Raw genomic sequence first — 26,171 nt, forward strand, 5'->3', positions numbered from 1 at the left:
TCGTCGATGCCCGGATGATCCCGAGCGCCCGGTGGGGGGCGGTACGCAGTTCTGCGGTTCCGACCACCCCCGACCGGGTGAGACTCAGCCGCGGACGACGTCCAGCAGGTGCCGCACGGCGCCGTCCACCGGCACCTCTTCCCGCTCGCCCGTGCGGCGGTCCTTGACCTCGACCACCCCGTTGGCCAGGCCGCGGCCCACCACCAGGATCGTCGGCACGCCGATCAGCTCGGCGTCGGCGAACTTCACGCCCGGGCTCGCCTTGCGGTCGTCCAGCAGCACCTTCAGGCCCGCCGCCGACAGCTCGCCGGCCAGCTTCTCCCCGCCCGCGAGCAGCGTCTCGTCCTTGCCCGCGACGACCACGTGCACGTCGGCGGGAGCCACGTTGCGGGGCCAGATCAGGCCGCGGTCGTCGTGGCTCTGCTCGGCGATCGCCGCCACCAGGCGGGACACGCCGATGCCGTACGAGCCCATCGTGATCCGGATGGGCTTGCTGTCCGGGCCCAGCGCGTCCAGCGAGAACGCGTCCGCGTACTTGCGGCCCAGCTGGAAGATGTGCCCGATCTCGATGCCGCGCGCGGCCACCAGCACGCCCCTGCCGTCCGGCGACGGGTCGCCCTCGCGCACCTCGGCCACGTCGATCGTGCCGTCCGGGGTGAAGTCGCGGCCGACGACCAGGTCCACCACGTGGTGGTCGGCCTTGTCCGCGCCGGTCACCCACGCCGTGCCGCTCACCACGCGCGGGTCGGTCAGGTACCGCACGCCGTTGGCCTGCAGCGCCGCCGGGCCGATGTAACCCTTGACCAGGAAGGGGTTGCGGGCGAAGTCCGCCTCCTCCAGCATCGCGACCTCGGCCGGCTCCAGCGCCGCCTCCAGGCGCTTCAGGTCGACCTCGCGGTCGCCGGGCAGGCCGACGGCCAGGAGCGTCCACTCCTTCTCGCCCGGCTTCTTCGTCTTCACCAGGACGTTCTTCAGGGTGTCCGCGGCGGTGAACGTCCGGTCGGTGTTCTGGTTGAGGAAGTCGACCAGCGAGTCGATCGTCGGCGTGTTCGGCGTGTGGTGGACCTGCGCCTCGGGCTTCGTCGCCGGGTCCTGCTCGGGCGGCGCGGGCGTGGTGACCGCCTCGACGTTCGCCGCGTAGTCCGACTCCGTGCTGCGGACGAACGTGTCCTCGCCGTTCGGCGCGACCGCCAGGAACTCCTCCGACGCCGAGCCGCCCATCGCGCCCGACGTGGCGGAGACGATCACGTACTCCATGCCGAGCCGGTCGAAGATGCGGATGTAGGCGTCGCGGTGCTGCCGGTAGGAGTGGCTGAGGCCCTCGTCGGTCAGGTCGAAGGAGTAGGAGTCCTTCATGACGAACTCGCGGCCGCGCAGGATGCCCGCGCGCGGGCGCGCCTCGTCCCGGTACTTCGTCTGGATCTGGTAGAGCGTGACCGGGTAGTCCTTGTACGACGAGTACTCGCCCTTCACGGTGAGCGCGAACAGCTCCTCGTGCGTCGGGCCCAGCAGGTAGTCGGCGCCCTTGCGGTCCTTGAGGCGGAAGATGTTGGGGCCGTACTCGGTCCACCGGTTCGTCGCCTCGTAGGGCTCCTTCGGCAGCAGCGCGGGGAACTGGATCTCCTGCGCGCCGAAGGCGTCCATCTCCTCGCGCACGACCCGCTCGATGTTGCGCAGCACCCGCAGACCCAGCGGCAGCCACGAGTAACCGCCCGGCGCGACGCGGCGCACGTAACCGGCGCGGACCAGCAGCTTGTGGCTGGGTACTTCGGCGTCGGCCGGATCCTCGCGCAACGTGCGCAGGAACAGCGACGACATCCTCGTGATCACGGTGGGTGCTCCTCGTGGCGCGGCTTGTCCGGGAAAGGGTAGTGAACCGGCTCTGATCAGTTCCAACGGGTTACTCCTCCACCTCTCCCGACTCCTTCTCCGCCCCCTTCCCCGCTCATCCGCCTACCGCCTTCTCCCGGCCCTCTCACCGCCTCTTCCCCGTCCGCCGACCTCTGAGGGCTCTCGCAGGCCTACCCCTGATCGCTTCCGCCGCAGCACCACATCGCGCCGTTGTCGCCCCAGACGCCGTTCGTGCTGTTCAGAGCCCCACTCGGCCGAAATTGTCGGTGGTCGGGTCTACCTTCCGCGCATGACGTTCACCATCGGGATGATCACCTTCGACACCATCGACCCGCACCGCTTGGCGGACTTCTGGACCAAGGCGCTGGGCACGTCCATCCAGCACGACTGGGGCGGCGAGTTCCTGATGCTCGCGCCGGCCGCCGGCACCACCCTCCAGGTCGGCCTGCAGAAGGTCGAGGCGCCCACCCCCGGGAAGAACCGGGTCCACTTCGACGCCCACGTCGAGGACCGCGTGGCCGAGGTCGCGAGGCTCGTGGCGCTGGGGGCGACCGAGGTCGCGGAGCACACCGTGCCGGGTCTCACGTGGACCGTCCTGGCCGACCCGGACGGCAACCAGTTCTGCGTGGGCCAACCCGGCTGACCACGCCCGTCACCGCCGCGTCGTTCCCCCTCCGAAGATCACTCCAACGTAGGAACAGCGCGACACCGGGCAACATTTCAGGGCTCGAAAGCGTTGCCGGGAAAGAAGGAGGCGACACGGCGTGGCGGGCACACCACGGCCTGCGACAGGTCGGTGGAGCTGACGGTCACCAGGATCGACGGGATGGCTCGACGGGCCGCGGGCGGCGGGGATGGGGTAGCCCGGAGGCGCGCGTCACGGGGGTGGGTGCGCGTACAGCGGGCGGTGCGCGGCGGGCGGTGCGCATGCAGTGGGGTGCGCGGCGGCGCTGGCGCGTGCGCGGGGGGTGGAAGCGCATAGGGTTGCCCGTCGTGTTGGTACTGCTGCCCCCGTCGGAGACCAAGGCCCTTGGTGGGTCCGGCGCGCCGCTCGACCTCGACCTGCTCTCGTACCCGGAGCTGAACCCGGTTCGGGGGAAGTTGGTCGACGCGTTGGTCGACCTCGCCGGTGATGTTCCGGTCAGCCTGGCCGCGCTCGGGTTGTCCGAGCGACAGGCCGGTGAGGTCGAGCGCAACGCCGAACTCCGCCGCTCCCCCACGTTGCCCGCCCTCGCGCGGTACACGGGGGTGCTTTACGACGCGCTCGGGCTGGGGGACTTCACGAAGGTGGAGAAGGCCCGGGCGTTCGCTCGGCTGGCGGTGGTGTCGGCGTTGTTCGGGGTTGTCCGCGGTGGGGACCCGATTCCCGCGTACCGGTTGTCCGGCGGGAGCGTGTTGCCTGCCGTCGGGCCGTTGGGTGCGGTGTGGCGGCCGGTGTTGGAGCCGGTGTTGGCGGGTGCGGACGGGTTCGTGGTGGATCTTCGGTCCAGTCCGTACACGTCGCTCGCGCGGATTCCCGGAGCGGCGGTGGTTCGGGTCGTCACCGAGGACGCGAAGGGGCGTCGCAACGCGGTCAGCCACTTCAACAAGGCGCACAAGGGGCGGCTGGCGCGGGCGCTGGTCACGTCGCGGGCCGAGCCGGCGGATCTCAAGGGATTGATCAAGGTCGCGGCCAAGGCCGGATTGCGGATCGACGCTACCGGGCCCGCGGCCGCTGACTTGATCGTCCTGTCGAGCTGATGCCGAGCTGAGTGCGGAGCTGATGCCCGGTCGGCGACTCCGGTCGGTGGCTCCGGTGCAACCGGCGCCGGTTGGTGCAGCCGGTGGAACCGGTGCAGGTCGGTGCAACCGGTGTCCAGGAGGAGCCGGAGCGTGTGGGTTTGCCCGGTGGTGCGCGCCCAGGGGTCGGCGTGTGCCCGGTGGTGGGGGCCGCGGCGAGGGCGGCGGGGGTTAGGCGCAGCGGGCGGGGGTGGTGGGCGTGACCGGTCGGGCGGCGTGGGGGCTGGGGGTGGGGCGGCGGTTCGAGGGGGTGGGGGTTGCGGTGTGGGTGGCGGCGGCACGGAGGTCCGACTGGAGGCGGGAGAGGTCTCGGTCTTCCGCGGTGGTGCTGCCGGCCAGGCTGGAGGTGAGGGGGCGTTGTCGGCGGTGGTTGCGTTCCAAGCCGTAGGCGACGAGGGCGATCAGGGCGAGGGTGAAGACGATTGCGGTCATGGCGCTAACTATGCGAGGCACAAGATACCGCCACAATTGGCAGTTGTGCCGTTGTGCATCAAAATCCTGCCAAGTACGGTAGCGGCATGCTCCGCACCGTTGCCGCCGTCGTCGTCGACGGCCTCGCGCCGTTCGAGTTCGGCGTGGTCTGCGAGGTCTTCGGCGTCGACCGCACCGAGGACGGCGTCCCGGCGTTCGACTTCCGCGTCTGCGGCGAACACCCCGGCGCGCCCGTCCGCACGAGCGTCGGGGCGTCCATAGTCCCCGACTACGCGCTGGACGCCCTCGAGGACGCGGACCTGGTGGCCGTCCCCGCCGCCACGATCCGCGACACCTACCCACCCGCGGTCCTCGACGCCCTGCGCGCCGTCAACCGCCGCGGCGGCACGCTGATCTCCGTCTGCAGCGGCGCGTTCATCCTGGGCGCGGCCGGTCTCCTGGACGACCGCCGCTGCACCACGCACTGGCGGCACGTCGGCGACCTCGCCGAGCGCTTCCCCGACGCGAAGATCGACCCGGACGTCCTGTTCGTGGACGACGGCGACATCGTGACCAGCGCGGGCACGGCGGCGGGCATCGACGCGTGCCTCCACGTGGTCCGGCGGGAGCTCGGCGCGGCGACGACGGCGGCGATCGCGCGTCGCATGGTCGTGGCCCCGCAGCGGGACGGCGGTCAGCGCCAGTTCGTGGAGCTGCCGACGCCGCCGCACCAGGGCGACAGCCTGCAACCGGTGCTGGCGTGGCTGCTGGACCGGCTGGACGAGGACCACACGGTGGCGACCCTGGCGGAGCGGGCGAAGATGTCGGAGCGGACGTTCGCCCGCCGCTTCGCCGCCGAGACGGGCACGACGCCGCACCGCTGGCTCACGAACCAGCGGGTGCTGCGGGCCCGGCAGCTGCTGGAGGAGACGCAGCTGACCGTGGAGGACGTGGCGCACCGCTGCGGGTTCGGGACGGCGGCCTTGCTGCGGCACCACTTCACGTCGGTGGTGGGTTTGCCACCGAAGGATTACCGACGGTCATTCTCGCACCGATAACCGCCGAACGCGTGACGGAACGCCAGCGAGTTGTCACCTGTCGTGACGATAGTGACAGAATGACCGGGTGAGCCCCGACACACTCGGCGACCCGCCCGCCGACAAGGTCACCCCGGCTCTGCTCCGGGGGATCACCGAAGACCTCGAGACCGACGCGCTCGACGCGCCGGAGGCGTTGAAACGGGTGTGGTCCGGGCTGTGCCTCGCCCGCGTGCTGGGGCTGCGCCTGGCGGCGGTGGACGAGGCGTGGCGGCAGCGGCAGGTGAACGCCGAGTCGGTGGAGCACCAGCTGGCCCGTGACCTGGGGACGTCGGCGACGTTCGCCGACACCGCGCTCGCCCTGCCGGACGACCCGCCGCGGCCGCTCGCCGCGGACGAGGTGGAGGAGGCGCTGGACGCGTTGGTGGACTTCAGCGCCACGGCGCGGCGGCGCATGCTGGCCGCGGCGGCGCAGGCGTCGCAGTGGCACGACGAGCGGGTGTTGCGGCACGACTCGCTGGTGATGGGCGAGCTGGCCGCGGCGTGGTTGGGCAACCGGTCGAGCTATCGGCTGGAGACCTGACACCCGGCGGAGCCTGAGGGGCGGATAAATCGGTTGCCCGCGGGACGTGGGGTCGGGCAGCCTGGTCGGGTACGCGCAGAGCGCCGGTGGTGGCAGACCACGGCGGAGTCGAGGAGGTGCCAGATGGTGATTGCCGTCCGGGACGTGGCACCGACCCGTCCGCTCGCCCCGCTCGCCTGACGCGAAGGACGACACCGCGCCGGGTGGGGCGATCACTCCCCTTCACCTGGAGCTCATCCAGTGCGCGAGCACGATCACTACACGGATCTCGAATCCGATTTCGACCATGCCGACGACCTGCGCTGGCGGGTCAAGAAGGCGAAGATCCAGTCACGCCGCGACGAGGTGGAACCGTCACGTCGCGGGCGGCTGACCGAGGACGCCAAGGACCGCCTCGCCCAGATGCGGGAGGACGCGGCGGCCGCGGACGTCCCGCCCGACGGTGACCGGTGGTCCACCTGGGGCGACGCCGACCAGGGGCCGAAGCCGCACCCGTCGTGGCTGGTCACGGACCTGTCCGCGGTGGACCGCGAGCTGGGCGTCGTGAAGACCGGCAAGGAGGCGGACGTCCACCTGCTGGAGCGCGCGATGCCGGGCACGGACCGGTCGTGCCTGATGGCGGCGAAGCGGTACCGGAGCAACGACCACCGGCTGTTCCACCGGGACGCGGGCTACCTCGAGGGCCGTCGCATGCGGCGGTCGCGGGAGATGCGCGCGATGGCGAACCGCAGCGCGTTCGGCCGCAACCTCATCGCGGAGCGGTGGGCGGTGGCGGAGTTCGCCGCGTTGTCGACGCTGTGGCAGTTGGGCGCCCCGGTGCCGTACCCGGTGCAGCGCGAGGGCACCGAGCTGCTGCTGGAGTTCATCGGCACGGACGGTGCGGCGGCGCCGAGGTTGGCGCAGGTGCGGCCGGAGCCGGAGGAGCTGCTGGGGTTGTGGCGGCAGCTCGTGGACGCGTTGAGCGTGATGGCGTCGGCGGGCATGGCGCACGGCGACCTGTCCGCGTTCAACCTGATGGTGCACGACGGCCGGCTGGTCGTGATCGACCTGCCGCAGGTGGTGGACCTGGTGGCGAACCCGCGGGGGCCGGAGTTCCTGGAGCGGGACGTCCGCAACATCGCCGGCTGGTTCACGTCGCGCGGTCTGCCGCCGGAGTTGGCGGAGCCGCGGGACCTCACGGAGACGCTGCTGGAGCTGGCCGGGTTGCGGTAACGGTGTCGCCGAGCGCGGGCCGGACGGACTCCGGCCGGACGAGGTCGAGGAAGGCCTCGAACGAGCGAGGGTCGCCGGTCGCCTCAGGCCGGCGGTAGCCGGGAGATCCGGACAGCGGGGTCGCGGACGGGTCCCGGGTCGACATCGGCCCGGGACTCGCCGCGGCCGCCGCCGTTCAACGCCGTGCGGGCCGTGCGGCGTCGGTGTTCCGCGGTGACGCACCGGTGTGGTCGCCACGCCGATCGCCGTGGACCTGTTCACCTGGTGGGCACTTCGTCAACTCGGGCGGGACGGTGCGGCGTGAACGCCCCGCCACGTGGACTTTTGTGGTTCCCTGTGGGGGTCGGGGCGGCACACGTGATCGCCCTTTCCACCACGCGTGTGCGCGAGAACACCGCCGCGGTGCCGAACTACGCCGCGTGATCAGCTAGACTGAGTGGTGCACCGCCCGGTGGCGCCACAGAGCGCCCCAGGCCGCCAGAGTGGCCGGTGGTGCTTCCCAACCACTATCGGCGCGATCCGCGCGCCGGGCCCGTCCCCGCGATCGCGCCTGCTGAGCAGAGCAATCCTCGAGACGTGCCGTGTCCCGGAGGTTTGTTTTGCCCACAATGTCCCAAGGCCGTTCCGAGCGCCCGCAGTTCCGCAAGACCCGCAGCAGGCGCCCTGGCCAGGGCAACCGTCGTCCCGCGCCCAGCGTGGAGCTGACGACGAGCATCCCCGACCACGTCGAGAGCACGATGCCCGAGGGCCCGCTGCCCTCGTTCGCCGAGCTGGGCCTGGCCGACGAGCTGCTGCGCGCGCTCGAGCAGGCAGGCATCACCGAGCCGTTCCCGATCCAGGCGGCGACGCTGCCGGACGCCATGGCGGGCCGCGACCTGCTGGGCCGCGGGCAGACCGGTTCCGGCAAGACGCTGGCCTTCGGCCTGGCGTTGCTGTCCCGCCTGGCCGGTGGCCGGGCCAAGCCGTTGAAGCCGCGCGCGCTCGTGCTGGTACCCACGCGTGAGCTGGCGATGCAGGTCGAGGAAGCCCTCAACCCGTTCGCCCGGTCGCTGGGCCTGTGGTGCCGCACGGTCGTCGGCGGCACGTCGTTCCCGCGTCAGATCGACGCGCTGCGCCGCGGTGTCGACCTGCTGATCGCGACCCCCGGCCGGTTGTCGGACCACGTCCGGCAGGGCACGGCCGACCTGTCCGAGGTCATGTTCACGGCGTTGGACGAGGCCGACCAGATGGCGGACATGGGCTTCATGCCGCAGGTCCGGGCCATCCTCGACCTGACCCCGCAGGACGGGCAGCGGCTGCTGTTCTCCGCGACGCTGGACGGCGACGTGGACAAGCTGGTCCGCCAGTACCTGCACGACCCGGTGGTCCACTCGGTGTCGCCGCCCACGGGCAGCGTGACCACGATGGAGCACCACCTGCTGTTCGTGTCCGCCGAGGACAAGCAGAACGTGGTCACCGAGGTCGCGGCGCGTGAAGGCCGCACGATCATGTTCGTCCGCACCAAGCACCACGTGGACCGCCTGGCGAAGAAGCTGCGGTCGATGGGCGTGCACGCGGGCGCGTTGCACGGCGGCAAGGCGCAGAGCGCGCGTACGCGGGTGCTCGGCCAGTTCCGCGAGGGCACCATGCCGGTGCTCGTCGCCACGGACGTGGCGGCGCGCGGCATCCACGTGGACGACGTGAGCCTCGTCGTGCACGTCGACCCGCCGGCCGACCCGAAGGACTACCTGCACCGCGCCGGTCGCACCGCGCGCGCCGGGCAGTCCGGCACGGTCGTCACGCTGGTCACGCACGACCAGCGGCGTGCCGTGCAGGGCCTGACGGCGCGGGCGGGCATCCGTCCGGCGTCGGCGAAGGTCCGTCCCGGTGACGAGGAGCTGGTTCGCATCACCGGCGCCCGGGTGCCCAGCGGCATCCCGATCGTGGAGCCCGAGATCCCGGTCCGCGCGCGTCGCGGCGGTGGCGGTGGCGGCGGTCCTCGGCGCAGCGGTGGCGCGGGTGGCGGCGGTTTCCGCGGCGGTCGTCCCGACCGGGACCGTGACCGCGGCGCCGGCACCGGCCGACCGCGTCGGGTGGCGCAGCACTAGTTCGCGGGTCTGGCCCGCCGGCACCGGTTCGCGGTGCCGGCGGCCGGGCTTCACGGCCCGGAATTGTCAGACCCTTCTGGCAAGATAAAAGCAGGGGTCCCCTTGGCGGGGACTCCTGCTTTGCCGTTCTCGGGGTTGTTCCCAGCGGGCCACGGCTCCCCCTGCCACGGCCCCTGCCTCGGCCCCTGCCTCGGCCACGGCTCCCTCGCCTCGCGACGGACCGCTCCACGGTGTCCGCACGAACCGCACCTCACCGACTCGTCAGTCAACTCGTCAGTGAACTCCTCACCGGCTACTCATCGCCCGAGATCGTCGGCTGAACTCGTCGGCGGAGTCATGGGTGGAGTCCTGAGCGGAGGTCGTCGCCCGAGATCGACGGCGGAAATCATAGGCGGAGGTCATAGGCGAGGTCGCCGGAGCGATCACCTCAGCTCATGAGCGCGTCGGCGCGCGCGGTGCGCATGTGGAGGACGTGGCGGCCTTCGCGGCGCGTGGTGACGAGGCGGGCGGCGCGCAGGACGCCGATGTGCTGCGACACCGCGCCCGCCGTGACGCCGAGCAGGGCCGCCAGGTCGGTCGTGCTCTTCGGGGCTTCCAGCAGGATGAGCAGGTGGGCGCGGGTGCGGCCGATCAGGGCGGCCAGCTCGCGCGGCGTCTCGCGTTCCTCCCACAGCGTCCCGATGCCGCGCGCCGGGTAGCGCAGGACGCCCTGGCTGACCGGGTCCAGCGCGATCCACGCCTTCGGCCAGCAGAACACGCTGGGGCACAGCACGAGTCCGTGCTCGGCGAGGTCCACGCGGTGCTCCGGTTTGCGGTGCAGGACGAGTTCGCCGTCCGCCCACGTCACCTCGGGGTGCAGGTCGTGGAACACCGCCTCGACGCCCTTGTCGGCCAACGTCGCGGCGCGGGCCGCGATGTCGGCTTCGAGGACGGCGGTGATGCGCTTCCAGTGCGGTGCGATGAGCCGGTCGTGGCAGCGGCGGATGACGTCGGCCTCCGGTTGCCGGACGTGCCGCAGCTCGGCGTCCAGGTCGGGCATGCGGACGTCCGGCACGGGCATCAGGTCGGCCGGTTTCGCCGGGCCCTCCAGGCGGTCCAGCAGCGTGTCGAGGCCGGGGATGTCGGCGACGCGATCCCGCGCCCACCGCACCCACGGCAGGTGCACGGCGTGCGCGCCGGGTGTGCGGAGCCCGTCGACGGCCATGACGGTCTCGAACACGGCGGAGTAGGCGAACCTGACCTTGGCCAGTCCCACCCCGGCGAGCCGAACCCACACCGCCACGCCGTCCCCGTTCCGCGCGGCCCGGTGTTCCGGGCGTCCTCGACGGCCATTGTCCCACCGGGACGGGGTGGCCTGCCCCACCGCGGGTTGTCGTGCCCGCCCCAGTGATCGGCGGCGCGGTCCGGGCGAGGGTGGTGCCATGACGAGGACGTGGCACCGGCCGACGCTGTGGTTGGCCGTGGCGATGGCGTTGGGCGCGGTGGCCTGCGCGGTGGCGCTGGTGCTCGACGGGCGGGTGCTGCAGGGCGCGTCGGTGTGGTCGAAGCCGTTGAAGTTCGCGGTGTCGCTGGCGGTGTACTCGGCGACGCTGTCGTGGATGCTCTCCGTGCCGCACAAGGGGAAGCGGTGGATGTCGGGGCTCGCCACGACCATCGCGGTGATCATGTTCGTGGAGGTGGGGCTGATCGCGGTGCAGGCCGGGCGGGGCATGTTCACGCACTACACCACGTCGGACGAGCCGTTGAACCGGTTCGTGCAGGCGACGTTCGCGCTGGCGATCCCGGTGATGTTCCTGGCGAACGTGGTGCTGGCGCTCGTGCTGTCGTTCCAGCGCTTCGGGCGGCCTGACGTGCGGTGGGCCGTGCGGACGGGGCTGTACCTGGCGGTCTTGGGCATGTTCACCGGCTACCTGATGGTGTCGCAGCCGGGGAAGCGGGTGACGGCGGTCGACGCGGGCGGCCGGTCGGTGGAGCTGGCGGCCGGGCACGGTGTCGGCGTGCCCGACGGCGGGCCGGGGATGCCGGTGACGGGGTGGAGCACGACGGGCGGGGACCTGCGGGTGCCGCACTTCGTCGGGATGCACGGCCTGCAGGTGATGATCCTGCTGGTGCTGGGGTTGGCGGCGCTGGGGTTGGCCGAGCGGGGCCGCACGCGGCTGGTCGTCGTGGCGGCGGCGGGCTACCTGGGGTTGCTGGTGCTGGTGACGTGGCAGGCGTTGCGGGGCGAGTCGGTGGTCCACCCCGGCGGCACGACCCTGCTCGCCTTGGCCGGGCTGGCGGGGGGTGCGTGGCCGCCGGGGCGGCGTGGGCGGTCAGGGGCGGGGCGGCAGTTCCGCGGCCAGTCCGGCCACCGGTCCCGCGACGATGATCGCGGGCGGGCGGACGCCGTGCGCGGCGATGTCCGCGGCCAGGGTGTCCAAAGTGGACCGGAGGACCTTCTCGGTGCGGGTGCTGCCCTCCTGGATCACGGACACCGGGGTGTCACCGGGCCGGCCCTCCTTGAGGGCGTCCGCGAACGCCGCGGCCCGTTCCACGCCCATGAGGATCACGACGGTGCCGCGCAGCTTCGCCAGCGCCGACCAGTCGACCAGGGACCTCGGGTCGTCCGGTGCGACGTGGCCGGACACGACGACCACCTCGTGCGCGACGCCCCGGTGCGTCACCGGCACGTCGGCCAGCGCGGGCACGCCGAAGGCGCTGGTCACGCCCGGCACGACGGTGACCGGCACGCCCGCCTCGGCGCACGCGATCAGCTCTTCGAAGCCGCGGCCGAACACGTACGGGTCGCCGCCCTTGAGGCGCACCACGAACCGGCCGGCCTTGGCGTGCTCGACCAGGGTGCGGTTGATGAAGTCCTGGCTGGCGGCCCGGCCGTAGGGGATCTTCGCCGCGTCGACGACCTCGACGTGCGGCGGCAGCTCGTCCAGCAGCTCGCGCGGTCCGAGCCGGTCGGTGACGACGACGTCGGCGCGGGCCAGGAGGCGGCGGCCGCGCACGGTGATCAGGTCGGGGTCGCCGGGGCCGCCGCCGACGAGCGCGACGCCCGCGGGCTGGTCGTGGTGGTCGGCGAGGGAGCCGTCGCGCAGCGCGGACAGCAGCTCGTCGCGGACGCCCGCGGACCGGCGGTGCTGCCCGCCCGCGAGGACGCCGAGGAGCAGGCCGTCGTGCTCGCCGACCGCCGGCGTCACCGCCGTGCCCTTCACGGCCACGTCGGCGCGCACGCAGAACACGCGGCGCTCTTCGGCGTCGGCCGTGACGCGGGCGTTGACCTCGGGCGAGGAGGTGCAGGCCAGCACGTACCAGGCGCCGTCGAGGTCGCCGTCGGCGTACTCGCGGGCGTGCCACGTGGCCTCGCCGCCCTCGACCATCCCTTGGACGGCGGGCGTCACCTCCGGCGAGATCACCTCGACCCGGGCGCCCGCCGCGACGAGCCTGGGCAGCCTGCGCTGGGCGACCGTGCCGCCGCCCACGACGACGACGCGTCGCCCGGTCAGGTCCAGGCCCACGAGGTAGTGCTGTTCACCGTGCATGGGTAGAAGCATCCACATCAGACATGCCCTGTCCAACCCGGGTGCCTCACATCACCAAGACCTCGAACGTGGTGGCGAGCCTGCCGCCGAAACGACTACCCGCCTGCTCGGCCACTCGGCGCAGGAACACCTCCGGGTGGGCCATGTCGCCGCTCAGGGCGGCCAGGTAGGTGGCGTGCTCGCGCAGCGAGGCGACGCCGAGGTCGAACGTGTCCGTGACGTCGACGGCGTGCCCGGCGTGCGGTGAGGCGTTGACGGCGACGAACCGGACGCCGCTCCACGGCTCCAGGTCGAGGTCGCGGAAGACCCACCGGTTGGCGGCGTCCCGCACGGCGTCGATGACGGCCTGGCCGACGGCCCGGTGGTCGGCCATGTTGAGGAACCCGCCGGGGAAGGTGGCGTGGTGGTTGCCGCTGAGCACGACGTCGGGCTTGTGGCGGCGGATGGCGGCGGCGATGTCGCGGCGCAGCGGCAGGCCGTACTCGATCATGCCGTCGGGGTGGTCGAGGAACTCGACCACGTCCACGCCGACGACGGCGGCACTGGCGACCTGCTCGCGCGCCCGCAGCGGTCCGGCTTCCTCGGGCGGCAGGGTGTCGATGCCCGCCTCGCCCCGGCTGGCCAGCACGTACGCGACGTGCTTGCCCTGCGCGGTCCAGCGCGCAATCGCGCCGGACGCCCCGTACTCCAGGTCGTCGGGGTGGGCCACCACGGCCAACGCCCGCTCCCAGTCCTCCTGCAACGGCTCCAGGTCCGACATGCCGCCGACGCTACGCGAGCCGCGGGGCACGTCGGCGCCGCACGCGTGCCCACGACCGGCGAACCACCCGGTCGTGGGCACGTCGCGGCGGGTTACAGCTGGGCGGTGATCGTCGAGTAGTACGAGGCGATCCGCGCGTACACGCCGGGGTAGCCGGCGAGGGCGCAGCCGCGGCCGAACGAGGTGGCGCCGATCAGCTTGCCGCCCGCGACGAGCGGGCCGCCCGAGTCGCCCTGGCAGGTGTCCGTGCCGCCCTGCGGGTAGCCGGCGCACACCATGTGGGTGGGGCTGTAGTTGGAGTAGGCGGTGCGGCAGGTCGAGTCGGACGTCACCGGCACGGTCGCGCCGAGCAGGTACCGCGAGGCCGTGCCGCCGGACGACGTGGTGCCCCAGCCGTAGATGCGGGCGCTCGTGCCCGCCGCGTACAGCGCGGTGTCGTTCGGGGTGGCCAGCGGCAGGTAGGTGGAGTTGATGTTGACGCCGAGGGTCAGGACCGCCACGTCGTAGCCGGAGCTCGCGGTGCGGTAGCTGGGGTGCACCCAGATGCGGCTGACGGTGGCGACGGTGCCCGCGGTGCTCTGCTTGTCGTCGCGGCCGTGCACCACGCGGGTGCTGGACGCGGTGCGGCCGCTCACGCAGTGCGCGGCCGTGACGACCTTGTTGGCGCGCACGAGGGTGCCGCCGCAGAACTGGCCGCCGGTGCTGGTGGCCAGGTACACGACCCACGGGTACGTGCTGGTGGACACGCGGGTGCCGCCGACGATGTACGGCGACACGCCGGTGTCGGAGGTCTCGGCCGACGCGGGTGCGACGGTGAGCAGGCCGATCGCGGCCACGGTGGCCGCGAACGCGGTGATCAGGCGACGCAGGGTTTTCGCCATGTCGATCCTTCCTGGGCGGGGACGCGCCGTGTAGCGACGCGCACACCCACAGCTAGGCCCAAGACGGGGAGGTCGACAACCCTCTTTCGGCTGCTCCGCACCACTTCACAGTTGACGAGTGACACCCGTCACACGAATGACATCGGCGTGCACCGGCCCGGAAACAACGGGTCCGGCGCCCGCGTCGACGTACGCGACGGCGGCGCCCGCCTCGGCGAGCCGCACCGCGCCGTCCGACCGGACCCGCGTGCCGGGCCGCAGCAGGTGCCGCACCTGGGCGACGCACTCGGCGCTGCCCACCACGACGGACGCGCGCCGCAGCTCGGCCTCGGCGCGGGGTGTGCGCTGGTCCGCGTCGCCGGGGCCGAGGCCGACCAGCGCGAGCCGGCCGCGCGGCAGGACGCGGGCGGCGGCCACCGTCACGCCGGCGCCCTTCACCTTCTCCGCCGCGATCTCCACCCGGCCGCCGCCGGACAGCTGCACGGCGCCCCGCAGCGCCGCCGCCTCGGCGACGCTGGGGATGCCGATGGCGAGGTCCGCCGGGTTCGGCACCGGGATCACGGCGAGTTCCTCGCCGGGGTAGGCGAGCAGCGGCGCGGTGGTCGAGTCGTGCCAGAAACCCCAGTCCTCCAAGGCGTCGGCGATGCCGGGTTCGGCGACCTTGCGGTCCAGCGTGGCGAACGCCCGCACGGCCCGCAGGTCGAGCCCGCGCTTCTCCTCCAGCTGCGCGAGCGCCGCCGACACGGCCGACGCGGACACCCCCGTGCTCGACCCGACGCCCACGACGAGCGTGCGCGGCACGACCCGCACCACGCGGTCGTCCCGCGGGCCCTTGGGGACGCGGTCGTCCACCAGCACGGTCCACGCCGCGTCGTGCCCGGCCGGGCCGGTCAGGACGTTGTCGGGCAGCGCGGGCAGCGGGAACCCGAGGGGGTTGGCCAGCAGCACGGGTTCGCCCTGCCGCACCGCCTCGCCGCACGCGGCCAGGTCGCCGTCCACGGTGGCGTCCAGCAGCTCGACCAGTTCGTCCAGCGGCGAGTCGACCGACGCCGAGGTGACGACGGCGTGCCCGCCGAGGACGTCGGCGATGCGGCCGGCCAACGCGTCCGCGCCGCCCAGCAGCGCCACCGCGAAGCCGCCGTCCACGCACACCACGCCGGGGTCGGACCGCTCGTCGCGCAGCAGCGGGGCGACGAGCCGCACGGTGGCCTCCGTGCCGAGGAAGAACACCGCCGACCCGAGCCTCGGCCACAGGGCGCGCAACGCGGGCCCGACCGGCCCGTCCGGCACGACCGCGTCCGGCCCCAGGAAACCCGCCAGCTCGACCGCGGCCCGCCGCCCGCGCCCGCCGGCGGCGAACACGCCGATCACGCCTTCTTCCTCCCCCACAGCACGGTCACCGGGTTGGTGGCCAGCAACGCGCCACCGGCCAGCCGGGCCGCCGACAGCTGGCTGCCCTGCACGTCGTAGCCGGCCTCCAGCAGGGCGTCGCGCGCGGCGACCACGCGGTCGAGGTCCCGGGTCGCCACCACGACCCGCCCGGCGCCCGTCCGCGCGCACCGCCGCACCACGTCCACGCCACCGCCGCCGACGAACACGGCGTCCGGCCGGGGCAGCTCGCCCGCCTCGGCCAGCTCCGCTTCCACCACCCGCACGTCCACGCCGTGCGCGGAGGCGTTGGCGATGATCCGCACGCACTGCACGGGGTCGCGTTCCACCGCGACCACCGCCGCGCCGAGGCGGGCGCACTCGACGCCGACCGCGCCGGGTCCGGCGCCGACGTCCCACACCAGCACGCCGGGGCGGGGCGCGAGCCTGGCCAGGGCCAGGGCGCGCACCTCGGCGACGGCGACCATGCCCTCGCGGTGGGCGAACTCGTCGTCGGGCAGCGCCCAGTCGTCCGGCGCCCAGCCGCGGGGGGTGGGCGCGAAGCGCTGCTCGGCCAGGCACAGGATCGCACCGGGCTCCGGCCACGGGCGCGCCACCGCGTCCGCTGGGTCCACAGTGGACAGACCGGCGGCGGACTCGACGACGAGGGTGCGCCGCCACCCCGCCAGGCCGCGGGCCAGCTCCGCCGGGTCCGCGCCGGACACCACGACGGCGGGCCGGGCCCGGCACACGTTCAGCGCGTGCCGGGGACCCGCCTCGGCGGCGTCCACGACGGTCACCTCGGCCCACGAACGGCCGGCTTCGGTGACGAACCGGTGCAGTGCGACGACGTCCATGTCAGGTGGCGCGCTTGCTCTTCTTGGACCGCGACGCGGTCTGCTTGCGCGGCGTCGTGCTGGCCCTGACCGTCGTGGTCCGCTTCGCGGCGGCGGCGACCACCGGCTTCGGCTTCGGCTCGACGGCCTCCGCGGACTCCGCCTGGTCCACCACCAGCTCCAGCAAGGGCTCGCCGACCGGCTCGGGCTTCGCCTTCGCCCCGGCGCGCTTGGTGCGCGCCGTCTCCTGCCAGTCGTGCACCGCGGACCACGCCGCGGCCGACGGCGAGTCGGGGTCCGTCCGGGGCGTCACGGGCTCGTCCACCAGCGGCGCCGGGCCGGACGGCTTCGGCACGGGACGGTTCGCGCGCAGCGACCACTTCGACGGCCGGGCGCGGCGCACCGGCTCGTCGCCCTCGACCACCGGGGAACGGCGGCGGGGCGCGGGCTCCGCGAGCACCTTGCCGACCAGGAACAGCGTGGTGCGGTAGAGCTTGTGCTCCTTGACGCACGCCTCCAGCTCGCCGACCGTGGTCTGCACGACCGTCTCGTCCGGCAGGGACACCTTGTAGGCCACCACGACCGGCGTGTCGTCGGCGCAGCCGCCCGCGCGCAGCTGCTCGACCAGCAGGCCGGTGCGCGCGCCGGACGCGGAGATCGCCATCGTGGTGCCGTGCGCGGCGAACTCCCTGACGTGCTCGGCGGACTCGGGGCCCGCGAGCACGAGCGACTGGGCGACGTCCGACGTGGTCAGCTCGCGGCCGACGGCCGCCGCCGCGGCGGACACCTGGGACACGCCGGGCACGACGTCGGTCTCCAAGCCCAAGCGCCGGCACACCTCCTGCTGGTCGCGCAGCCCGCCCCACAGCGACGGGTCGCCCGCGTGCAGCCGCACCACCTTCAGCCGGCCCGCCGACGCGCGCCGGTACACCTCGACCACGTCGGCGTCGGCGACCCGGGAGAAGTCGACCAGTTCCGCGTCGGGGCGAGCGTGCTCGCGCACGCACTCGGCCTCGACGACGCTCGGGGCCCACAGCACGACGTCGGCCTCGGCTATCCGCTTCGCGCCGCGCACGGTGATGAGATCGGCGGCGCCGGGACCGGCGCCCACGAAGGAGACCCGACCAGTCATCACAACTGCTCCCCACGACGTGTTCGGCTGGTGGGCAAGGACCGTACCGCGCGAGCGCGATCCACTATCGGGTGGCCTCGGACCGCGTGGAGTCCGCCGCGCAGGCCCGCACGAAGCGGGTCACGGCCTCCGGCGCGGACGCCGGGTGGGTGTGCAGGTACGACGCGTGGACGCGGCCGAGGACGAACCCCTCGGCCACGGGACGGGAGTCGTGGCCGCGCCACCGCCAGGCGGGACGCGCGCCGTGCGGGACGCTCAACGCGGTGCGGTGGAACTCGTGCCCGGTGATCCGCGTGCCCGCGCGGGCCAGCACGGAGTCCTGCGGCGCGACGGCGTCGCGGTAGCCGAGGGTGAGGCGGGGCGTCATGGCGCCGTCCGCGTCGACCACGCCGCACATGGGCGCGCCGTCGAGCGACTTCGCCAGGTACAGCAGGCCGCCGCACTCGGCGTGCACGGGCGCGCCGGAGCTGGCGAGGGCGGTGACGGCGGCGCGCAGCCCCTCGTTGGCGGACAGCTCGGCGGCGTGCTGCTCGGGGAAGCCGCCGGGGAGCACGAGACCGGCGGCGCCGTCGGGCAGCGCCTCGTCGCGCAGCGGGTCGACCACGACGACGTCCGCGCCCGCGGCCTCCAGCAGCTCGACGTGCTCGGCGTAGCCGAAGGTGAACGCCGCGCCGCCCGCGACGGCGATCCGGGGCGCGCCCGCGACCCGGTCCACCTCGGCGTGCGCGTCCCACGGCGACACGGCGAGCGCGGGCGCCTCGGCGGCGAGCCGGCGGACGGCGTCGAGGTCGACGTGCCGGGCGACGGCGTCGGCGATGGCGTCGACGGCGGCGGTGGCGGCGGGGCCGTGCTCGGCGGCGGTGACGAGGCCGAGGTGCCGTGACGGGAGCGCGAACCGGTCGTCGCGCGGCAGCACGCCGAGCACCTCCAGCCCGACCTCGGCGCACGCGCCGCGCAGCACGTGCTCGTGGCGGGCGGAGCCGACCTGGTTGAGCACCACGCCGCCGAGCCGCACGGTCGGGTCGTAGCCGCGGAACCCGTGCAGCAGCGCGGCGAGGCTGCGGCTCTGGCCGCGGGCGTCGACCACGAACAGCACGGGCGCGGACAGGAGCTTGGCGACGTGCGCGGTGGACCCGACGCCCTCGGTGTCCACCCGGCCGTCGAACAGGCCCATCACGCCTTCCACGACGGCCAGGTCGCAGCCGCGGGCGCCGTGCGCGAACAGGGCGGGCACCCGGTGGTCGCCGACCATGACCGGGTCGAGGTTGCGGCCCGGCCGGCCGGTGGCCACCGAGTGGTAGCCGGGGTCGATGTAGTCGGGTCCGACCTTGAACGGCGCGACCTTGTCGCCCGCGCGGCGCAGCGCCGCCATCAGGCCGGTGGCGACGGTGGTCTTGCCGCTGCCCGACGCGGGCGCGGCGACCACCAGCCGGTTCACCACTCGATCCCCTTCTGCCCCTTCTGGCCCGCGTCCATCGGGTGCTTGACCTTGGTCATCTCCACGACGAGGTCGGCGGCGTCGACGAGCGCGTCCGGCGCGTACCGGCCGGTGATGACGACGTGCTGGTGGCCGGGCCGGTCGCGCAGGGCCCGGACGACCTCGTCCACGTCGATCCAGCCCCAGTGCAGGGGGTAGGTGAACTCGTCCAGCACGTACAGGCCGTGCTGCTCGGCGGCGAGTCGGCGGGCGATCTCCCGCCAGCCCTCGCGGGCGGCGGCGGCGTGGTCGTCCTCGGTGCCCTGCTTGCGGGTCCAGGACCAGCCCTCGCCCATCTTGTGCCACTCGACCGGGCCGCCTTCGCCGGTCTGCTCGTGCAGCCGGCCGAGCGCGCGGAACGCCGACTCCTCGCCGACCTTCCACTTGGCCGACTTCACGAACTGGAAGACGCCGATGGACCAGCCCTGGTTCCACCCGCGCAGGGCGAGGCCGAACGCGGCGGTGGACTTGCCCTTCATCTCGCCGGTGTGGAGCACGACCAGGGGCCGGTTGCGGCGCTGCCGGGTGCTGAGGCCGTCGTTGGGGACGACGGACGGTTGGCCTTGGGGCATGTCGAGGCTCCTACGCGGCTCGTGCGGCGCGCACGACGCCGGCGACCTGGTCTGCGGACAGTTCTTCCAAGCGCAGGCACGCCGCTTCCAGCGCGTCCGCGACGCGTGCGGCCAGGCCGAGCCTGACGGGGCCGTGCTCGCAGTCGACGACGACGGACGCGACCCGGTCGGCGGCCAGCAGCCCGGCGGCGCGCACCGCGTCGCGCATCGGGTCGCCGCCGGTGGCGGTGGACGTGGCGCGGCCGTCGGTGAGCAGCACCAGCAGGGGGCGGCGGCGCGGGTCGCGGACCCGTTCGGCCTCCAGCACGCGGCGGGCGCGGAGGAGGCCGTCGGCCAGCGGGGTGCGGCCGCCGGTGCGCAGGTCGCGGAGCCTGGCGGCGGCGGCGTCGACCGAGTTCGTCGGGGGCAGCGCCACCTGCGCCTCGCGGCCCCGGAACGTGACCACGCCGACCTTGTCGCGCCGCTGGTAGGCGTCGCGCAGCAGGGAGATCACGGCGCCGCTGACGGCCGACATGCGCTTGCGGGCGGCCATGGAACCGGAGGCGTCGACGACGAACAGCACGAGGTTGCCCTCCTTGCCCTCGCGGACCGACAGCCGCAGGTCCGCGCCGCGCAGCTCCAGTCCCGGCCCGCGGCGACCGCGGGCGGCCTGGTGGGGCGCCGCCGCGCCGAGCGTGCCGAGCAGGTGCAGCCCCGAACCGTCCACAGTGGACGATCGGACCACGCGGCCGGTGCGGGCCTTGGCGCGGGAACGCCGTCCGGGCGCGCCTTCGCCGACGCCCGGCACCTGCAGCAGCCGGGCGCGGAACGCGGGCGCGGGCGCGTGGGACCGCTCGGCGGAGCCCTTGCCGTCCGAAGTGGACTCGTCCGGGGCTCGGGGTGGCGGGGAGCCGCCACCGTCGTCGGGACCGTCGGGGCCTTCCGGACCCTCCGGGCCGCCGGGACCGTCCGGGCCGCCGGGGCCGTCCGGGTCCTCCGGGCCGTCCTCGGGCTCCCGGGCGGCTTCCGCGCCCTGCTGGAGGGCGTCGTTGAGCTGGTCCTCCTCCAGCCCCGGCTCGTCGAACGGGTCGCGCCGCTTGCGGTGCGGCAGCGCCAGCCGCACGGCCGCCTCCACGTCCTCCTCGGCCACCTCGGTGGCGCCGCGCCAGGCGGCGTGCGCGGTGGCGGTGCGGGCCACCACCAGGTCGGCGCGCATGCCGTCCACCTCGAACGCGGCGCAGATGCCGGCGATCCGGCGCAGCTCGGCGTCGGGCAGGACGACGTCCTTCAGGTGGTCGCGGGCGGCGACGATCCGCCGCGCCAGCTCCGCGTCCGCGTCGGCCCAGCGGGCCGCGAACCCCTCCGGGTCGGCCTCGTAGGCGAGCCGCCGCCGCACCACCTCGGCGCGGGTCGTCACGTCACGCGACGCGCGGACGGCGACCGTGAGGCCGAACCGGTCGAGCAGCTGCGGCCGCAGCTCCCCCTCCTCCGGGTTCATGGTGCCCACCAGGAGGAACGACGCGGCGTGCGACACGGAGACGCCTTCGCGCTCGACGTGCGCGCGGCCCATGGCGGCGGCGTCGAGCAGCAGGTCCACGAGGTGGTCGTGCAGCAGGTTCACCTCGTCCACGTACAGCACGCCCCGGTGCGCGGCGGCCAGCAGACCCGGCTGGTAGGCGCGGACGCCCTCGGTGAGCGCGCGTTCCAGGTCGAGCGAGCCGATCAGCCGGTCCTCGGTCGCGCCGACCGGCAGCTCCACCAGCCGGGCGGGACGCCGTTCCGAGCCGTGGCCGTGCGGGCCGTCGGGGCAGTCGGCGGGCGCGGCCGGGTCGCACCCGAAGCGGCAGCCCGGCACCACGTCCAGCGCGGGGAGCAGCGCGGCGAGCGCCCGCACCACGGTCGACTTGGCGGTCCCCTTCTCACCTCGGACGAGCACCCCGCCGATACCGGGGTGCACGGCGTTGAGCAGCAGAGCCGTGCGGAGGTCGTCGTGGCCGACGACTGCGGAAAAGGGGAAACGCGCGCCCATGCGGCGGTGTCCTTCCTCGGGTGTCCACGCCCGTGTCCGGTCTACGAGTCGGGGGCCGAGTTCCTGACTCCCGGATCCCAAGGCCCGGTCACAGTGGCGGGACCGTGCCGGATTCGCACCGGCTTCCTCGCGCACCCCCTCTAGAGCCTGGGCATCGTCGCACTTCCGCAGGCGTGCTCCAAGTCCCCGGCGGGCGAGGACGATCACACCCGCGCGAGTCGGACGGGCTCCGGCCCCGGCGCCGGGACGAGGTCGACCTCGACGCTCAGCGGCGCGCGGAACGACAGCAGGCCCAGCATCGGCGGCGGCTCGGCGGAGGCCAGGCGCAGCTCCGGGAACCGCCGCGCGGTCTCCCGCAGCACGACCTGCGCCTCCAGCCGGGCCAGTCCCGCGCCGAGGCAGAAGTGCCGGCCGTGGCCGAACGCCAGGTGCCTGCGGTTGCGGGGGCGGGCCGGGCAGAACCGCTCGGGGTCGTCGAAGACCGCCGGGTCGGAGCCGCTGCCCGCGAGCATCAGCAGCAGCGGCGCGCCCGCCGGGACGTCCACGCCGGAGAGGGTGACCGGTTCGGCCGCGACCCGCCGCCACGTGCTCACCGGCGGATCACGCCTCAGCACCTCCTCCACGCACGCGGCGGCCACGCCCGGCTCGTCCAGCCGGGACCACAGGCGGTCGCCGGGCCGGTCGACGTCGTGCCGCAGCACCGCGTGGAACACCGCGCACAGCAGCTGCGTCGTCGTCTCCTGGCCCGCGATCAGCAGGAAGTAGCAGAGGCCGGCCGCGTCGCGGATCGGGACTTCGGCCGACCGCAGCGCGCCGAACAGGTCGTCGTCGCCCCGCGCGGCCTTGATCCGGGCCGTGAGCCACTGGTGGAACGCGGCGGCGGGCCGGGCCAGCTCGTGCTGCCGCTCCACCGTCACGTCGCCCCAGAACAGCTCCAACGACGCCGTGCTCCACGCCTTGAGCGCGTCCACGTCGACGTCCCGGATGCCCAGGACCTCCAGCAGCACGATCGCGGGCAGGTCGCGGGCCAGCGCCGGGTGCAGGTCGACGCGCCCGCTCAGCCGGTCCAGCCGTTCGGCGGCCAGCTCCGCGATCCGCGGCCCCAGCGCCGCGACCCGCGCCGGGGTGAGGAACCGGGCCACGAGTCGCCGCAGGTCGGCGTGCGTGCCGGTGCCGTTGTTGGCCAGCGTCGGCGGCAGCGAGAACCCGGCGCGCGCCAGCACCCGCAGCACCGGGCGCGGGATCGGCACCACCGCGTCCAGCGCGTTGTCCGGGTGGAACCGGCGCGCGTCCGCCAGCACGGCGCGCACGTCGTCGTAGCGGCTGACCAGCCACAACCCGGTCCGCTCGTCCCGGTGGACCGGCGCGTTCTCGCGCAACGACCGCAGGTCGGCAGGCTCCGGCTGGAAGAGGTCCACGCCGGCACGGTAGCCGCCGGATGCGACACTCCCGCCGTGAGTGTGCGCACAGGTGAGTCGGTGTTCGACTGGATCGACACGCGAGCCGAAGCCCGCGCGAAAGCCGGGCTGGCCCGCCGGGTCCGGCCCCGGCCGGCCGACTCGACGGACCTCGACCTGGCGTCGAACGACTACCTCGGCCTGGCCCGCGACAAGCGGGTGACGGGCGCCGCCGCCGCGGCCGCGCTGCGCTGGGGCGCGGGGTCGACCGGGTCGCGGCTGGTCACCGGCTCCACCGAGCTGCACACCGAGCTGGAGTACGAGCTGGCCAACTTCTGCGGCGCGCAGTCGGCGCTGGTGTTCTCGTCGGGCTACGCGGCGAACCTGGGCGCGCTGACCGCCCTCACCGGCCCCGGCACGGCGATCGTCGCCGACCAGCACATCCACGCGTCGCTGATCGACGGCACCCGCCTGTCCAAGGCGGACGTGGTGGTCGCCGGGCACTGCGACGTCGAGCAGGTGACGCACGCCCTGGCCACGCGCGGGAAGCGGCGGGCGATCGTGGTGACCGACTCGGTGTTCTCCGTGGACGGCGACCTCGCGCCGCTCGCCGCGCTGGCCGCCGCGTGCCGCGAGCACGACGCCGCGCTGGTCGTGGACGACGCGCACGGCCTCGGCGTCGTCGGCGACGGCGGACGGGGCGCGGTGCACGCGGCGGGCCTGGCGAAGGCGCCCGACGTGGTGACGACCGTGACGCTGTCGAAGTCGCTGGGCGCGCAGGGCGGCGCGGTCCTCGGGCCGAGCCGGGTGATCAAGCACCTGGTCGACACGGCCCGCACGTTCATCTTCGACACCGGTCTCTCGCCGGCGAGCGCGGCGGCGTCGCTGGCCGCGTTGAAGGTGCTGCGGGAGGAGCCGGAGCGGCCCGGCCGGGCGTTGGACGTGGCGCAGGACCTGGCGTTCCGGCTGAAGGAGAACGGGCTGCGGGTCAGCACGCCGACCGCGGCCGTGGTGTCCGTGCAGGCGCCGTCGCCGGAGTCCGCGTTCGAGTGGGCGGAGGCCTGCCGCGCGCGGGGCGTCGTCGTCGGCTGCTTCCGGCCGCCGTCGGTGCCGGACCGGATCTCCCGGCTGCGCCTCACCGCCCGCGCCGACCTGACCGAGGCGGACGTCGAGCGGGCCGTGCGGGTGATCACGGAGACCGGCGCATCCGCAGGTGCGGTATCCCGTCGTCCATGAACTCCGCGCCCTCGGGCTCGAACCCGAACGACGCGTAGAAGTCCGCCACGTAGGTCTGGGCGTCGAGGACGCACGGCGTCTGCCCGACCTCGGCCAGCGCCGCCTCCACCAGCCGCCGGCTGTAGCCACGGCCGCGGGCGGCGCGGGCCGTGCAGACCCGGCCGATGCGGAACGTGCCGTCCGGTTCCTCCAGCAACCGCAGGTAGGCCAGGGGGACGGGGCCGGCGGCCTGGTCCGGCGACGAGCCCTCGGCCTCCAGCCAGAAGTGCCGGGTGCCCGGCTCCAGGTCACGGCCGTCGGCGTCGCGGTACACGCAGTTCTGCTCCACCACGAACACGTCGCCCCGCAGCCTGAGCACGGCGTAGAGCTGGGCGGGGGTCAGGTCGGCCGACCACTGCCGGCGCAACGTCGCCGGGAACGGGTGAGAGCGCACCCGACTGTGGTACCACAGTCTCAGATTCGGTCCTGGTACCGGCTCAGCCGCGTGTAGACGCCCGGCTGGTCGGGGCGGGCGCAGCCGCGGCCGTAGGAGACGACGCCGACCAGCTCGCCCGCCACGGTGAGCGGGCCGCCGGAGTCGCCCTCGCACGCGTCCCTGCCGCCCTCCGGGAAGCCCGCGCACAGCATCCCGTCCGGCCGGTAGTCGGGGACGCGGGCGGCGCACTCGGCGTCCGACCGGATCGGCACGTCGACCTGGCGCAGCGTCCGGCTCGGCGCGCGCAGCTCGCCCGTGCGGCCCCAGCCGTACACGGTGGCCGTGCGCCCCGGCACGGCCTCCGCGACCCGGACCGGGCGGTACGGCAGCGCGGCGGCGAGGGTGAGAGTGGCCACGTCGTCGCCGGCGGCGACGTCGGTGAACGCGGGGTGCCGCCAGATGCCCGCGACCTTCGCCGTCCGACCGTCCTTCGCGTCGAGGTCCGCCCGGCCCGCCACGACGGTGAGGTCCGCCGGGAGGCGGTCGCGGTCGCCGAGCGCGGTGCGCTCCACCGTGCAGTGGGCGGCGGTCACGACCTTGTCCGGGCCGATCAGGGCGCCGCCGCAGAAGAAGTTGCCGGCCGCGTCGAACAGGGCCACCGCCCACGGCGTCACGGGCGCCGCCCGGCCGCCCACCACCGCGTCCGCGGGCAGCGCGGACAGGACCAGCACGAGAACGGCGAAGACCGGCGCGCTGATGCGCATGGAGCACCTCTCTACGGCATGTGGGTGATCGACCACCGACCGTAGCGGAGGGTCGCATCGAGCGTCGCCGGGGCATGGAAACCGGAAAATCTGTTGTTAGGATGCCTGAGCGCCGAAGATTTGACGGCGAGTGAGACAGATCACGACGGTCTGTCCGGATCACGAGGGAGGTTTCCATGCACCTGGACTTCACCCAGCTCCCGGCGTTCCTGATCGCGTGCGCCGTGGTCGTGCTGACCCCGGGCGTGGACGCCTTCCTGCTGCTGCGCACCTCGATGCGGTCCGGCACCCGCGCCGGGCTGCTCGCGCTGGCCGGCATCCACACCGCGGCCTTCGCCCAGGTCGCGCTGGTGATCTCGGGCCTGGGCGTGGTGATCGCCCGCTACCCCGCCGTGCTCACCGGGCTGCGCTGGATCGGCGCGGCGTACCTGCTCTACCTGGCCGTGACGATCACGCGCGGCCTGCTCCGGCGGTCGGCCGGCGAGGTCGCCGTCGCCGCGAGCCGCCCGTTCCGGCAGGGGTTCCTGACCAACATCACCAACCCGAAGATGCTGCTGTTCTCGCTGGCGTTCCTGCCGCAGTTCATCGGCACGGGCGACCCGGCCGCGCAGCTCGGGATGCTCGCCGCCGTGTTCCTCGGGCTGGCCGCGCTGTGGGAGCTGACGATCGTCGTCGCCGCGGCCCGCGTCGCCGGCTCGCTGCGCCGCCCCGGCGTCACCACGGCGCTGGACGCGGTGTGCGCGGCGGTGTTCCTCACGATGTCGATCGGGCTCGTGCTCTAGAGCCGGCCGACACGTCCGAGACCGGCGTGCGGACCCCCGCGACCCGAGGGTCC

25 protein-coding genes and 1 riboswitch are annotated in these 26,171 nt (G+C 74.1%); of the genes, 8 read left to right on the forward strand and 17 right to left on the reverse strand.

The genetic code is table 11. The annotated features are described in order from the left end of the window. Nucleotides 1-84: 84 nt before the first annotated feature. Nucleotides 85-1,830, reverse strand: a complete 1,746-nt coding sequence (locus ACRAKH_RS27500) for a proline--tRNA ligase (protein WP_380725628.1) — start codon at nucleotides 1,828-1,830, stop codon at nucleotides 85-87. A 310-nt stretch (nucleotides 1,831-2,140) separates the two neighbouring features. Here ACRAKH_RS27500 and ACRAKH_RS27505 point away from each other — a divergent pair, with 310 nt between their 5' ends. Further along, nucleotides 2,141-2,494, forward strand: a complete 354-nt coding sequence (locus ACRAKH_RS27505) for a VOC family protein (RefSeq protein WP_380725630.1) — start codon at nucleotides 2,141-2,143, stop codon at nucleotides 2,492-2,494. A 350-nt stretch (nucleotides 2,495-2,844) separates the two neighbouring features. Continuing rightward, entirely contained in the window at nucleotides 2,845-3,591 is a 747-nt protein-coding gene (yaaA, locus tag ACRAKH_RS27510; protein WP_380725632.1) for a peroxide stress protein YaaA, read from the forward strand. A gap of 210 nt (nucleotides 3,592-3,801) precedes the next feature. On the opposite strand, the gene ACRAKH_RS27515 is transcribed toward yaaA, so the two are convergent. Further along, the gene (locus ACRAKH_RS27515; protein ID WP_380725634.1) at nucleotides 3,802-4,062 is read right to left on the reverse strand and encodes a hypothetical protein; all 261 of its coding nucleotides are present in this window, start codon (nucleotides 4,060-4,062) and stop codon (nucleotides 3,802-3,804) included. 86 nt (nucleotides 4,063-4,148) lie between these two features. Here ACRAKH_RS27515 and ACRAKH_RS27520 point away from each other — a divergent pair, with 86 nt between their 5' ends. The 4 genes from ACRAKH_RS27520 to ACRAKH_RS27535 all read left to right on the forward strand — a co-directional run bounded on the left by ACRAKH_RS27520 (nucleotide 4,149) and on the right by ACRAKH_RS27535 (nucleotide 8,960). Continuing rightward, the gene (locus ACRAKH_RS27520; protein WP_380725636.1) at nucleotides 4,149-5,099 is read left to right on the forward strand and encodes a helix-turn-helix domain-containing protein; all 951 of its coding nucleotides are present in this window, start codon (nucleotides 4,149-4,151) and stop codon (nucleotides 5,097-5,099) included. 67 nt (nucleotides 5,100-5,166) lie between these two features. After that, on the forward strand, nucleotides 5,167-5,661 hold the full coding sequence (locus ACRAKH_RS27525) for a hypothetical protein (RefSeq protein WP_380725638.1): 495 nt from the start codon (nucleotides 5,167-5,169) through the stop codon (nucleotides 5,659-5,661). Nucleotides 5,662-5,901: 240 nt separating this feature from the next. Next, nucleotides 5,902-6,873 (forward strand): serine protein kinase RIO, encoded by a 972-nt coding sequence (locus ACRAKH_RS27530; protein WP_380725640.1) that lies wholly within the window; start codon nucleotides 5,902-5,904, stop codon nucleotides 6,871-6,873. Between the two features lie 608 nt (nucleotides 6,874-7,481). Continuing rightward, nucleotides 7,482-8,960 (forward strand): DEAD/DEAH box helicase, encoded by a 1,479-nt coding sequence (locus tag ACRAKH_RS27535; protein ID WP_447009382.1) that lies wholly within the window; start codon nucleotides 7,482-7,484, stop codon nucleotides 8,958-8,960. Between the two features lie 427 nt (nucleotides 8,961-9,387). Here the strand turns inward: ACRAKH_RS27535 and ACRAKH_RS27540 are convergent, their stop codons facing one another. From ACRAKH_RS27540 to ACRAKH_RS27600, 13 genes are all read right to left on the reverse strand, one after another. Next, nucleotides 9,388-10,671, reverse strand: coding sequence for an ArsR/SmtB family transcription factor (locus ACRAKH_RS27540; protein WP_380725653.1), 1,284 nt, complete (start codon nucleotides 10,669-10,671; stop codon nucleotides 9,388-9,390). A gap of 9 nt (nucleotides 10,672-10,680) precedes the next feature. Then, nucleotides 10,681-10,857 carry a hypothetical protein gene (locus tag ACRAKH_RS27545; RefSeq protein ID WP_380725643.1) on the reverse strand — a complete coding sequence of 59 codons (177 nt, stop codon included), beginning with the start codon at nucleotides 10,855-10,857 and terminating at the stop codon, nucleotides 10,681-10,683. A gap of 9 nt (nucleotides 10,858-10,866) precedes the next feature. Continuing rightward, nucleotides 10,867-11,001, reverse strand: a complete 135-nt coding sequence (locus ACRAKH_RS27550; RefSeq protein WP_447009383.1) for a hypothetical protein — start codon at nucleotides 10,999-11,001, stop codon at nucleotides 10,867-10,869. Between the two features lie 271 nt (nucleotides 11,002-11,272). After that, the gene (cobA, locus tag ACRAKH_RS27555) at nucleotides 11,273-12,490 is read right to left on the reverse strand and encodes a uroporphyrinogen-III C-methyltransferase (RefSeq protein WP_447009384.1); all 1,218 of its coding nucleotides are present in this window, start codon (nucleotides 12,488-12,490) and stop codon (nucleotides 11,273-11,275) included. A gap of 46 nt (nucleotides 12,491-12,536) precedes the next feature. Next, nucleotides 12,537-13,250, reverse strand: coding sequence for a PIG-L deacetylase family protein (locus tag ACRAKH_RS27560; RefSeq protein ID WP_380725649.1), 714 nt, complete (start codon nucleotides 13,248-13,250; stop codon nucleotides 12,537-12,539). 92 nt (nucleotides 13,251-13,342) lie between these two features. After that, on the reverse strand, nucleotides 13,343-14,131 hold the full coding sequence (locus ACRAKH_RS27565; RefSeq protein ID WP_380725651.1) for a S1 family peptidase: 789 nt from the start codon (nucleotides 14,129-14,131) through the stop codon (nucleotides 13,343-13,345). Nucleotides 14,132-14,236: 105 nt separating this feature from the next. After that, complete coding sequence (locus ACRAKH_RS27570) at nucleotides 14,237-15,520, reverse strand: cobalamin biosynthesis protein (protein ID WP_447009385.1); 1,284 nt, start codon at nucleotides 15,518-15,520, stop codon at nucleotides 14,237-14,239. Continuing rightward, entirely contained in the window at nucleotides 15,499-16,356 is an 858-nt protein-coding gene (locus ACRAKH_RS27575) for a hypothetical protein (RefSeq protein ID WP_447009386.1), read from the reverse strand. Before ACRAKH_RS27575 ends, ACRAKH_RS27570 begins: the two co-directional genes overlap by 22 nt. A gap of 1 nt (nucleotide 16,357) precedes the next feature. Further along, complete coding sequence (locus ACRAKH_RS27580) at nucleotides 16,358-17,467, reverse strand: cobalt-precorrin-4/precorrin-4 C(11)-methyltransferase (protein WP_380730207.1); 1,110 nt, start codon at nucleotides 17,465-17,467, stop codon at nucleotides 16,358-16,360. A 64-nt stretch (nucleotides 17,468-17,531) separates the two neighbouring features. Beyond that, on the reverse strand, nucleotides 17,532-18,905 hold the full coding sequence (locus tag ACRAKH_RS27585; protein WP_447009387.1) for a cobyrinate a,c-diamide synthase: 1,374 nt from the start codon (nucleotides 18,903-18,905) through the stop codon (nucleotides 17,532-17,534). Further along, nucleotides 18,902-19,516 (reverse strand): cob(I)yrinic acid a,c-diamide adenosyltransferase, encoded by a 615-nt coding sequence (gene cobO / locus ACRAKH_RS27590; protein ID WP_380730731.1) that lies wholly within the window; start codon nucleotides 19,514-19,516, stop codon nucleotides 18,902-18,904. Before cobO ends, ACRAKH_RS27585 begins: the two co-directional genes overlap by 4 nt. Nucleotides 19,517-19,526: 10 nt before the next feature. Beyond that, on the reverse strand, nucleotides 19,527-21,524 hold the full coding sequence (locus ACRAKH_RS27595; protein WP_447009388.1) for a putative cobaltochelatase: 1,998 nt from the start codon (nucleotides 21,522-21,524) through the stop codon (nucleotides 19,527-19,529). Between the two features lie 37 nt (nucleotides 21,525-21,561). Next, a riboswitch (cobalamin riboswitch) is annotated at nucleotides 21,562-21,689 on the reverse strand. A 38-nt stretch (nucleotides 21,690-21,727) separates the two neighbouring features. Then, nucleotides 21,728-22,942: a cytochrome P450 gene (locus tag ACRAKH_RS27600; RefSeq protein WP_380724696.1), complete on the reverse strand. Its 1,215-nt coding sequence runs from the start codon at nucleotides 22,940-22,942 to the stop codon at nucleotides 21,728-21,730. A 36-nt stretch (nucleotides 22,943-22,978) separates the two neighbouring features. Between ACRAKH_RS27600 and ACRAKH_RS27605 the strand changes: the two genes are divergently transcribed. After that, on the forward strand, nucleotides 22,979-24,157 hold the full coding sequence (locus ACRAKH_RS27605) for an 8-amino-7-oxononanoate synthase (RefSeq protein ID WP_380724695.1): 1,179 nt from the start codon (nucleotides 22,979-22,981) through the stop codon (nucleotides 24,155-24,157). Here the strand turns inward: ACRAKH_RS27605 and ACRAKH_RS27610 are convergent. Together ACRAKH_RS27610 and ACRAKH_RS27615 are read right to left on the reverse strand one after the other, a co-directional pair. Then, nucleotides 24,111-24,590 (reverse strand): GNAT family N-acetyltransferase, encoded by a 480-nt coding sequence (locus ACRAKH_RS27610; RefSeq protein WP_380724694.1) that lies wholly within the window; start codon nucleotides 24,588-24,590, stop codon nucleotides 24,111-24,113. The two genes, ACRAKH_RS27605 and ACRAKH_RS27610, sit on opposite strands and share 47 nt — an antisense overlap. A gap of 20 nt (nucleotides 24,591-24,610) precedes the next feature. Further along, complete coding sequence (locus ACRAKH_RS27615; RefSeq protein WP_380724693.1) at nucleotides 24,611-25,336, reverse strand: S1 family peptidase; 726 nt, start codon at nucleotides 25,334-25,336, stop codon at nucleotides 24,611-24,613. A gap of 176 nt (nucleotides 25,337-25,512) precedes the next feature. Here ACRAKH_RS27615 and ACRAKH_RS27620 point away from each other — a divergent pair, with 176 nt between their 5' ends. After that, nucleotides 25,513-26,118, forward strand: a complete 606-nt coding sequence (locus tag ACRAKH_RS27620; protein WP_380724692.1) for a LysE family translocator — start codon at nucleotides 25,513-25,515, stop codon at nucleotides 26,116-26,118. Nucleotides 26,119-26,171: the final 53 nt, after the last annotated feature.

Source organism: Saccharothrix hoggarensis (assembly GCF_052936025.1).